Source organism: Pseudomonas sp. CAM1A, from assembly GCF_047501685.1.
In the GTDB taxonomy this organism is placed as follows: Bacteria; Pseudomonadota; Gammaproteobacteria; order Pseudomonadales; family Pseudomonadaceae; genus Aquipseudomonas.
Map to the genome: position 1 here is coordinate 60,587 of NZ_JBFNXP010000014.1, position 10,076 is coordinate 70,662.

Sequence of the window (10,076 nt, forward strand, 5' to 3'; positions counted from 1 at the left end):
GCTCCCACGCTGATGCCCCACGCTGATCTTGTAGGCGGGAGCAGTTTGGCAAACCTCACCAGCGTGGGAGATCACTCAGCCCTTCCGGGCTGCACTGTCGCGCAGGGAACAGGGTTCCAGCGTGGGAGCGGGCTTGCCCCGCGATGGCCCATAGCCTCGCCAAGTCCGCTATCATGCCGCCACGTTCCACCTCGCGAGTCCGCCATGCGCCGCCTGTTTTTCCTGTTGTTCCTGCTGATGGCCAGCCCTGCGTTCGCCACCGGCCTGCTCGACAACCGCCCCAGCGCCACCCTCGGCGCCGCGTCCAACAGCGCCGACTTCCTGCCGGTGCACGAAGCCTTCAAACTCAGCCTGATCGAGGCCGACGCCCAGACCGTCAAGCTGCGCTTCGTCGCCACCGACGGCTACTACCTGTACCGCCACCGCTTCCAGTTCCGCACCGAGCCTGCGGACATCAAGCTCGGCGCGCCGAACATCCCTCAGGGCGAGGCCAAGCACGACGAGTTCTTCGGCGACGTCGAGGTGTATCACGGCGTGCTCGACATCGAACTGCCGCGCAACGACTTGCGCGCCTTTACCCTGCTGGTGGGTTACCAGGGCTGCGCCGACAAGGGCCTGTGCTATCCGCCGGAAACCGCGCGGCTGAGTATCGACGGCCAAGGCGCCCCGCTGCCGGCAACCGCCGAGCAGGGCTGGACCTGGAAGTCGCTGCTGCTGTTCTTCCTCGCCGGGGTCGGCCTGACCTTCACCCCCTGCGTGCTGCCGATGCTGCCGATCCTCTCCGGCGTGGTGCTGCGCGGCCAGGTCGGCGGCCTGCGCGGGTTGTCGCTGTCGCTGGCCTACGTGCTGCCGATGGCGGCAAGCTTCGCCGTGCTCGGCGCCTTGATGGGCCTTTTCGGTGCCGGCCTTAACTTGCAGGCGCGCCTGCAGTCGGCCTGGGTGCTGGTGCCCTTCGCCGCATTCTTCGTGCTGTTCGCCCTGGCCATGTTCGGCCTGTTCGACATCAAGCTGCCGCAGGCCCTGAGCAGCCGCCTGGACAGCCTCGCGCACCGTACCAAGGGTGGCTCGCTGCTGGGCGCCGCGGTACTTGGCGTGCTGTCCAGCCTGCTGGTCTCGCCCTGCGTGTCGGCACCGCTGGCCGGTGCGCTGCTGTACATCAGCGCCAGCGGCGATGCGCTGGGCGGCGCCCTGAAGCTGTTCGCCCTGGGCCTGGGCATGGGCGCGCCATTGCTGCTGGTGGCCACCGGTGGCGCGGCCTGGCTGCCGAAAAGCGGGCCATGGATGAACACAGTGAAAAACGCCATCGGCGTGTTGCTGCTGGGCCTGGCCATCGGCTTGCTCAGCCGCGTGCTGCCGGGGCCGGCGACCCTGCTGCTGGTCGGCCTGCTGGCCGCAGGCGTGGCGTTGTTCCTCGGCGCCCTGGAATTCGTGGTCAAGACCCCGCGCCAGCGCCTGGCGCAACTGCTCGGCCTGGCCCTGCTGGTCTACGCCCTGGCCTGCTGGTATGGCGCCCTGAGCGGCCAGGGCGACCCGCTGCGCCCGCTGCCGCCACCGATGGTGGCCGGCAACATTGCAGCGGCCAAAGCCGATGCCTGGCAGACCGTCACCACCCCGGCCGCTCTCGACGCCGCGCTGGCCGAAGCCAAGGCCGCCGGCCAGCCGGTGCTGCTCGACTGGTACGCCGACTGGTGCATCAGCTGCAAGGTGATCGAGCACGAAGTGCTCAATGCGCCGCAGGTCCAGCCGCAAATCGGCGCCTTCCGCCTGCTGCGCTTCGACATCACCGAGAGCAACGCCGAACAACGCGCCCTGCTCGACCGCTACCGCCTGTTCGGCCCCCCCGCGCTGATGTTCTTTGCCGCGAACGGCATCGAAATGACCACCGATCGGGTCATCGGTGAGATAAACGCCGGCGATTTTGCCCAGGTATTGACGCGCGTGCGCGGCCAACTCGGGCTATAACTTCCCGCGTCCAGTGAAAAAACCCTGCAGCAGTGACCAGACTTAATCATCTGGTCACATACTTTGCGCGAATCTCGGACATCGTGCTGGCTATTGCCGGGAACTGGACACTCAGCGCCGGTTGCGGCATAGTCGCCGCGCTATGTCGAATTGCCCTACAAAACCAAGGAATCGCAGATGGCAACCCTACTGGTGCTGCACGGCCCCAACCTGAACCTGCTCGGGACCCGCGAACCGGGCCACTATGGCGCCGCCACCCTGGCCCAGATCAATCAGGACCTGGAGCAACGCGCCCGCGCCGCCGGCCACCATCTGCAATACCTGCAGAGCAATGCCGAATACGAATTGATCGACCGCATCCATGCCGCGCGCAACGAAGGCGTGGACTTCATCCTGATCAATCCGGCCGCTTTTACCCACACAAGCGTCGCATTACGTGACGCATTGCTTGCGGTGAGCATCCCATTCATCGAAGTGCACCTCTCTAACGTGCACAAGCGTGAACCGTTCCGCCACCACTCCTACTTTTCCGATGTTGCCGTAGGCGTGATCTGCGGCCTCGGTGCCACCGGTTACCGGCTGGCCCTGGAGTCCGCGCTGGAACACCTGGCTGCCAACGCACAGCCCTGACGACACAAGGCCTTGGCCCTTTCGGGCCGAGGCTCATGAAGAAACGTTTTCGACACGTTTTTAAAATACGTCCCCGACCGAACCTTGGGAGTTGCTGATTAATGGATATCCGTAAAGTCAAAAAGCTGATCGAACTGCTGGAAGAGTCCGGCATCGACGAACTGGAGATCAAGGAAGGCGAAGAGTCCGTTCGCATCAGCCGTCACAGCAAGACCCCGGCCGCCCAGCAGTTCTACGCACCTGCGCCGATGGCTGCCGCGCCTGTCGCCGCCCCGATTGCCGCTGCTGCCCCGGCTGCCGAAGCCGCCGCCGCCGCGCCAGCCTTGAAAGGCACCGTGGTGCGCTCGCCGATGGTCGGCACCTTCTACCGCAAGCCTTCGCCAACTTCGCCTAACTACGCCGAAGTCGGCCAGGCCGTGAAGAAAGGCGACACCCTGTGCATCGTCGAAGCCATGAAGATGATGAACCACATCGAATCCGACATCGGCGGTGTGATCGACGCCATCCTGGTAGAAGACGGCCAGCCGGTTGAGTTCGACCAGCCGCTGTTCACCATCGTTTGATTCGCGGAGAGCCAACGATGTCTGGGAAGCTCGAAAAAGTTCTGATCGCCAACCGCGGGGAAATTGCCCTGCGGATCCTGCGTGCCTGCAAAGAGCTGGGTATCAAGACCGTCGCCGTGCACTCCACGGCCGACCGTGAACTGATGCACCTGGGCCTGGCAGACGAGTCGGTCTGCATCGGCCCTGCATCGTCCAAGGATTCCTACCTGCACATCCCGGCGATCATCGCCGCCGCCGAAGTGACAGGTGCCACCGCCATCCACCCGGGTTACGGCTTCCTCGCGGAAAACGCCGATTTCGCCGAGCAGGTGGAAAACTCCGGCTACATCTTCATCGGCCCGAAAGCCGACACCATCCGCCTGATGGGCGACAAGGTGTCGGCCAAGGACGCGATGATCAAGTCGGGCGTGCCGACCGTACCAGGCTCCGACGGCCCGCTGCCGGAAGACCCGGAAACCGCGCTGGCGATCGCCCGCGAGGTCGGTTACCCGGTGATCATCAAGGCCGCCGGTGGCGGTGGTGGTCGCGGCATGCGCGTGGTGCACAAGGAAGAAGACCTGATCGAATCGGCCAAGCTGACCCGCACCGAAGCCGGTGCCGCGTTCGGCAACCCGATGGTCTACCTGGAGAAGTTCCTGACCAACCCACGCCACGTGGAAGTTCAGGTGCTGTCCGACGGCCAGGGCAACGCCGTGCATCTGGGCGACCGTGACTGCTCGCTGCAGCGCCGTCACCAGAAGGTCCTGGAAGAAGCTCCGGCCCCGGGCATCGACGAGAAGGCCCGTCAGGAAGTCTTCAAGCGTTGCGTCGACGCGTGCATCGAGATCGGCTACCGCGGTGCCGGTACCTTCGAGTTCCTGTACGAGAACGGCCGCTTCTACTTCATCGAGATGAACACCCGCGTCCAGGTCGAGCACCCGGTTTCGGAAATGGTCACCGGCATCGACATCGTCAAGGAGATGCTGAGCATCGCCGCTGGCAACAAGCTGTCGTTCCGCCAGGAAGACGTGGTGATCCGCGGTCACTCGCTGGAGTGCCGGATCAACGCCGAAGACCCGAAGAAGTTCATCCCGAGCCCAGGCAAGGTGAAGCACTTCCACGCCCCGGGCGGCAACGGCGTACGCGTCGATTCGCACCTGTACAGCGGCTACTCGGTTCCGCCGAACTACGATTCGTTGATCGGCAAGCTGATCACCTACGGCAAGGACCGCGACGAAGCCATGGCGCGCATGCGCAATGCCCTGGACGAGATCGTCGTCGACGGCATCAAGACCAACATCCCGCTGCACCGCGACCTGGTGCGTGATGAAGGTTTCTGCAAAGGCGGCGTCAACATCCACTACCTCGAGCACAAACTGGCCAACCAGGAGTGATCGCGTTAGCGTGATGCAAAAGCCCCGGCCCCGTGCCGGGGCTTTTTATTTGCGCGTGGCAAAACCCCGAGAGCGCAAGGCGTGGGAGCGGGCTTGCCCCGCGATGCAAGGGCGACAAACCCGATTGAACCCCGCCCAAACCCACGCAGTCCACCGATCAGGCCCACCTTCCCGAGGCCTCACGAGGAGACTCCCATGAAAGGTACTGCGCTATCCGCCCTGTTCGCGGCCGCCACCCTGCTGGCCTCGCCTGTATTCGCCGCCGACGACCTGTGCGCCATGAACCTGCAGAAGATCGACGACAGCATGGCCACCGCCGGCGCCACCTCCGAAGGCCTGGACAAGGCCATCACCGAGCATGTGGACCAGGCCAAGGCCGCCCAGGCAAAAGGCGACAACAAGGAATGTATCGCCATCACCAGCAAGGTGCTCGAGCGCCTGGAAAAGACCGAGAAAGGCAGCGGCTCGGCCGGTGGCAGCGGTACCTAGGCCCTGCGCGCACGCGGGCGGCCGAACCTGCTGTCGACGCCGCCTGCATAAGCGCGTATACTCGGCCTTGCGTGCTGAAAGGCACGTTCAGCTAGAGCTGAGTGTGGGGCCGATTAGGATTCGACGCCGGTAGCGAAACTCTAGGTGCATGCCGAGTTGGTAACAGAACTCGTAAATCCACTGTTGCAACTTTCTATAGTTGCCAATGACGAAAACTACGAGGGCTACGCTCTCGCTGCGTAAGCAGCTGAGCCCGCTCTCCTGGTAGCTTCGGCTCCAGCAATCATCAGGGGATGCCTGTAAACCCGAAATGATTGTCATACAGAACAGGATCGTCGTGCAGCACGTTGGGGGCGAAGCGACTAAAACTTACCCAACTCATCCAAAGCACCCTGCCCGTCGGGCGGCTGCGGATTAAATCAGTAGACACGGCTAAGCATGTAGTACCGACAGCGGAGTACTGGCGGACGGGGGTTCAAATCCCCCCGGCTCCACCAAATCCGAAGAAGAAGACGCCCTAGGGCGTCTTTTTTTGTGCCTGGGATTCAGCGCCTCGGCGGCAGCACGCCGTCACCTTTCCCCTCCTCCTTCATCGCCTCCAGTTTGCTGAACTGCTCGCTGGCCAGCCGGCTGATGATTCGGATCGCCTGATGAATGCCCGCGGTATTGCGGAAGCTCAGTTGCGGGTTGTGCTCGCACTCCAGCACCTCGTCATGCTGGACCAGCGCCTCGCCGAGCAGTTCGAGAGTCCAGACGTAGCTCTGGATGGTGGTCAGGCGTTCACGGTCAGTCATGGGACACCTCCCGCTTGGCGCGTTCGGCGAGGGATTGGCTGTCGATCGGGTAAAACGTTGGGGATGGGGTGGCCGCAGGGGTTGGCCGGCGGAGAGCGGATGCGAGGATCCTGCTCAGAATGCGAATAAGCATGCATGAGACTCCAAGTTTGCGATTTGGAGCTACCACGATCCTTCCTACGGGATTGGGTGGCAGCTGTGCATGGGGTAGGAATACCGGGAAACTTGGAACCCGGCCAGGCCGAAGCCTGCCCACACACAGCCGCCATGACATCGCAGCGGGCGCAAAAAAGGCGCCAGCCGTTGTGATGGGGCGCCTAGTGCGTGCGCCAAGTTTACCAGCAGGTTCCTACACCTGGTCGCGGAATTTGCTGCGACTTGGGGAATGTAGCTCTGAGTTGGAGCTATTCGCAACAGCTACCGTGGAGGGAAATTTCCGAAAACCGAGAAGGATAGAACCACTACACAATTTGCCCAGCAGAGAGCGCGTAAAAAATACAAAAAAGCTGCACGAGCTTCGAAAACTTTTACAATCCTAGGCTAGATTTCTTACGCATTTTTGTCCCCAAATACTCAAGAGATAGTCCCGTGAGTAGTTCAGACGGCTCATCCGTGCCACTGATTGACGTAGTAAAGCTTGCCTCATCCCTTCAGCGTTTCGCAGATGATCGCGACTGGCAGCAATTCCACTCCCCCAAAAATCTCATCCTGGCTCTCACTGGAGAGGTAGGCGAGCTATGCGAGATTTTCCAATGGATGAGCGATGCCGACTCGATCTCCGCCGCAACAGATCCCGAAATCGGCCAAGCCGTAAGGGACGAACTGGCGGACGTACTGATGTACCTGGTTCGCCTGAGCAGCGTACTCGGAATTGACCTCAACGAGGCCGTGACACAGAAACTCGCCTCAAATGGCCAGAAATACCCCGTAGATAAAGCCAGAAGCAACAGCAAAAAGTACGACCGACTCTGACCAACACGCACCTAAGGACAACCCGTGATCGTTTACGCTGCGACCAAACAGCAATTTCTTAAAGACAACGATAACGATGACATTGAGGAGGTGATCCTCAGGCATTACAAGGAAGCTACCGGCAAGAACGTTGGCTCCTCGGAAATCAGGTCGTGGCAAGGGTCCCTGACGTACATGGCCAAGGTCCTTAGAGATGAGGGCCTGCCGAGCGATGCGGGCCTGGCCATCGAATTGCACATTCCGCAGTCGTCGAAGCGAATCGACTTTCTACTTACCGGTCGCGACGAAAACCAGGCAAAAAAGGCCGTACTGATAGAGCTGAAGCAATGGAGTAAGGCCAACGCTACAACCAAGGATGCCATTGTCAAAACGGCGTTGGGTGGTGGCCTCATTGAGACCATTCACCCGTCATACCAGGTGTGGTCATATGCAGCGCTGTTGGAAGGTTTCAACGAGGCGGTGTATGACAAGAGCATCGAAATCCGTCCGTGTGCGTACCTCCATAACTACGTCAGCGACGGCGTCATAGATTCGGCTCACTACGAGCCCCACATCAGCAAGGCTCCGCTGTTTCTGAAAGGGCCGGAAGAGCTCAGTAAACTCAGAAGCTTTCTGAAAAAACATATAAGTCATGGCGACAACAAAGAGGTTCTTTACGAGCTGTCCGAAGGAAAAATCCGCCCGTCCAAGGCGCTAGCCGAAGCCCTCGGGGGGTTGATGAAAGGCAAACCCGAGTTCGTATTGATTGACGATCAGAAAGCAATCTTTGAGTCGGCGCTGGCGGCGGCAAGCGAGGCCTCGGACCAGGCACCCAAGGTGATGATTATCGAAGGTGGACCGGGCACCGGAAAAACTGTTCTAGCTATCAATCTGCTTGTGAAGCTCACCGAATTGAAGCTGATGAGCAAATACGTCTCCAAGAATGCTGCCCCACGTAAGGTTTACGAAAGCAAACTGGTTGGCACCATCAAGCGCAGCCATTTCTCGAATTTCTTTTCAGGCTCTGGGGCATTCATCGACACTGAGCCCAACACATTCGATGCCCTTATCGTGGACGAAGCGCATCGCCTGAATGAGAAAAGCGGGCTTTATGGAAACCTTGGGGAGAACCAGATCAAGGAGCTGATTGACTCAGCGAAATGCTCCATTTTCTTCATTGATGAGGACCAGCGTGTAACCTTGAGCGATATCGGCAGCAAGCAGGCGATTCGCGCCTTTGCGAAAGCCAAGGGTGCGGTGGTTGAAGAACACGTGCTGTCTTCGCAGTTTCGCTGCAGTGGTTCTGACGGTTACCTGGCATGGCTGGATGACACGCTAGGCATTCGCTCGACGGCAAATCCGACGCTTGAGACCCAAGAGTACGAGTTTAAGGTGTTCGACTCACCTCAGGCGATGCATGACGCAATCAACGAGAAAAACCACGGGAACAAAGCTCGTGTGGTCGCGGGCTATTGCTGGCCTTGGTTGAGCAAGAAAGACCCCACCGCTGCTGATATCGTGATTGGCGACTACAAACGCCAATGGAACCTGGATCAGGATGGCAGCCTATGGATCATCGCTGAGAACTCCATTGAGCAGGTTGGCTGCATTCATACCTGCCAAGGTTTGGAAGTCGACTACGTCGGGGTGATCATCGGGCCAGACCTAGTCGTACGTGACGGTAAGGTCGTGACATCCCCAGATGAGCGCGACAAGCACGATAAATCGATTCGCGGCTGGAAAAAAATGATGAAAGAGCAACCTACCCTCGCGAAAAGTGAAACAGACCTGATCATCAAAAATACGTACCGAACCCTGATGACACGCGGGATGAAGGGTTGCTACCTGTACTGCACCGACAAAGAGACTGCGCAGTACTTCGAGAGTCGGCTTAGCCAGCACGGTAATCATTGACGGTATCGTTGTCAGGAGCTCCTGTACGTGCGAGTGGGGACATCGTACGCACAGGGGCGACAATCAACAGCACGACCATTTGCTTGATAGATTTGGACCCGATTCGCTTTAGGGGGGCGGTTCACAAAAGCACCGTCCATCGGAATCTAGACCACGCTGCGTTCCAACTGGTATTCCAAGCAAGTTGACCAATAAATTATTAACTAGAAAAAACAGTTAGATACCGACTTGTTTTATATACCCCGGCCTCCAAACAAGATGCGCTAGGGCTTCGTCTTTGTACTCACCGTTTTTCTCAGCTCAACGCCTCGCCTCGATGAGATGACGGGTCGAATGCGCGACAAAAGGCTTGCCTTGGCGCATCTGACTATCCAGGGCCCGCAGCTCAGCGCAGTACTTATCCACAGAGAAGTCCGGCACCCACCATACGCATTTACGAAGAATCCACACGACTGCGCCTACCTCATGGAACAGCATGCGGCAACGGGCTGTCCGCAGGTCTGTCACCGTCAGCCCGGCTGTCTGTGCTGCTGCCACTTCGTCTTGCGGCTCGCGCATTTGCCGCTCACGTGGCAACGGTCCCAGGAAATGTTCGATCAGCTCGAAAGCCGAGGCTGGGCCTACGTGCTGGGCGAAGTAATGCCCAGCAGGTCGGAGGACGCGATGTATCTCGCGCCAGTCCGGTTGTACAGGGTGGCGTGAGGTGACCAGCTCGAACGAGGCGTCGGCAAATGGGAGCGCTGTACCGGGGGCTACCTCGATGACTTGAACGCCGCGTGGCCCCAGGCGCTCTTGCGCTTTGCGGGCGTTGGGGGGCCAGGCTTCAGTTGCGCACATGAGGGGCGGAAAGCGTGAGGCCTCACCTAGCACCTCCCCGCCGCCGGTATCGAGATCCAGCGCGGCGCGTACGCCGTCCAGACGCTGCGCAAGGAGCTTGGCGTAGCCCCAAGGTGGGCGCTGCTCGGAGGCGCGTCCTGCCAGCCAGTCGAAGCCCCAGCCGGTTACATCTGCAGAACTGGCTTCGGCTAGCAGGTCGTCAAAGGATTTCATTCGATCGTCCAGGTTAACGTTTGCTTGCGGGGCAGTATAAACGTGTAGGAGCAACTTCCTGGGGCTTTGGGCTGCTCGGTGAGATCCATTTGCCTGGAGCAGCCCTATCGCGGGGCAAGCCCGCTCCCACGCCAGATTGCTTTAGCAGGAAGCAATGCTTTCGCAGCGAGGATTGCTTTAGCGGGGTAGGTTTTTACCGGGACGGAAAAGACAAAACCCCTACCTGCTCGCGCAGATAGGGGTTTTGCGAAATGAATCTTGACGATGACCTACTCTCACATGGGGAAACCCCACACTACCATCGGCGATGCATCGTTTCACTGCTGAGTTCGGGATGGGATCAGGTGGTT

Annotated in this window: 9 protein-coding genes, 1 rRNA gene and 1 other RNA gene; 8 read left to right on the plus strand and 3 right to left on the minus strand. The window is 59.9% G+C overall.

Annotated features, from left to right (window positions below):
• Positions 1-204 precede the first annotated feature (204 nt).
• The 6 genes from ABZO33_RS24450 to ssrA all read left to right on the plus strand — a co-directional run bounded on the left by ABZO33_RS24450 (position 205) and on the right by ssrA (position 5,514).
• Positions 205-1,962: a protein-disulfide reductase DsbD gene (locus ABZO33_RS24450; protein WP_414538141.1), complete on the plus strand. Its 1,758-nt coding sequence runs from the start codon at positions 205-207 to the stop codon at positions 1,960-1,962.
• 177 nt (positions 1,963-2,139) lie between these two features.
• Positions 2,140-2,592, plus strand: coding sequence for a type II 3-dehydroquinate dehydratase (gene aroQ / locus ABZO33_RS24455; RefSeq protein WP_011535870.1), 453 nt, complete (start codon positions 2,140-2,142; stop codon positions 2,590-2,592).
• Positions 2,593-2,693: 101 nt separating this feature from the next.
• Positions 2,694-3,155, plus strand: a complete 462-nt coding sequence (gene accB, locus ABZO33_RS24460; protein WP_414538142.1) for an acetyl-CoA carboxylase biotin carboxyl carrier protein — start codon at positions 2,694-2,696, stop codon at positions 3,153-3,155.
• 17 nt (positions 3,156-3,172) lie between these two features.
• The gene (gene accC, locus ABZO33_RS24465) at positions 3,173-4,528 is read left to right on the plus strand and encodes an acetyl-CoA carboxylase biotin carboxylase subunit (protein ID WP_046854114.1); all 1,356 of its coding nucleotides are present in this window, start codon (positions 3,173-3,175) and stop codon (positions 4,526-4,528) included.
• A 195-nt stretch (positions 4,529-4,723) separates the two neighbouring features.
• On the plus strand, positions 4,724-5,017 hold the full coding sequence (locus ABZO33_RS24470) for a hypothetical protein (RefSeq protein WP_046854113.1): 294 nt from the start codon (positions 4,724-4,726) through the stop codon (positions 5,015-5,017).
• A 105-nt stretch (positions 5,018-5,122) separates the two neighbouring features.
• Positions 5,123-5,514, plus strand: a transfer-messenger RNA (tmRNA) gene (ssrA, locus tag ABZO33_RS24475).
• Positions 5,515-5,562: 48 nt separating this feature from the next.
• On the opposite strand, the gene ABZO33_RS24480 is transcribed toward ssrA, so the two are convergent.
• The gene (locus ABZO33_RS24480; protein WP_414538143.1) at positions 5,563-5,811 is read right to left on the minus strand and encodes a hypothetical protein; all 249 of its coding nucleotides are present in this window, start codon (positions 5,809-5,811) and stop codon (positions 5,563-5,565) included.
• A gap of 588 nt (positions 5,812-6,399) precedes the next feature.
• Here ABZO33_RS24480 and ABZO33_RS24485 point away from each other — a divergent pair.
• Both ABZO33_RS24485 and ABZO33_RS24490 read left to right on the plus strand, forming a co-directional pair.
• Complete coding sequence (locus ABZO33_RS24485; RefSeq protein WP_414538144.1) at positions 6,400-6,783, plus strand: nucleotide pyrophosphohydrolase; 384 nt, start codon at positions 6,400-6,402, stop codon at positions 6,781-6,783.
• Between the two features lie 24 nt (positions 6,784-6,807).
• Positions 6,808-8,676, plus strand: coding sequence for a DNA/RNA helicase domain-containing protein (locus ABZO33_RS24490; protein WP_414538145.1), 1,869 nt, complete (start codon positions 6,808-6,810; stop codon positions 8,674-8,676).
• A 300-nt stretch (positions 8,677-8,976) separates the two neighbouring features.
• Here ABZO33_RS24490 and ABZO33_RS24495 read toward each other — a convergent pair whose 3' ends face one another.
• Together ABZO33_RS24495 and rrf are read right to left on the minus strand one after the other, a co-directional pair.
• Positions 8,977-9,726, minus strand: a complete 750-nt coding sequence (locus tag ABZO33_RS24495) for a class I SAM-dependent methyltransferase (protein WP_414538146.1) — start codon at positions 9,724-9,726, stop codon at positions 8,977-8,979.
• A gap of 256 nt (positions 9,727-9,982) precedes the next feature.
• A 5S ribosomal RNA gene (gene rrf / locus ABZO33_RS24500) occupies positions 9,983-10,076 on the minus strand; the annotation flags it as partial.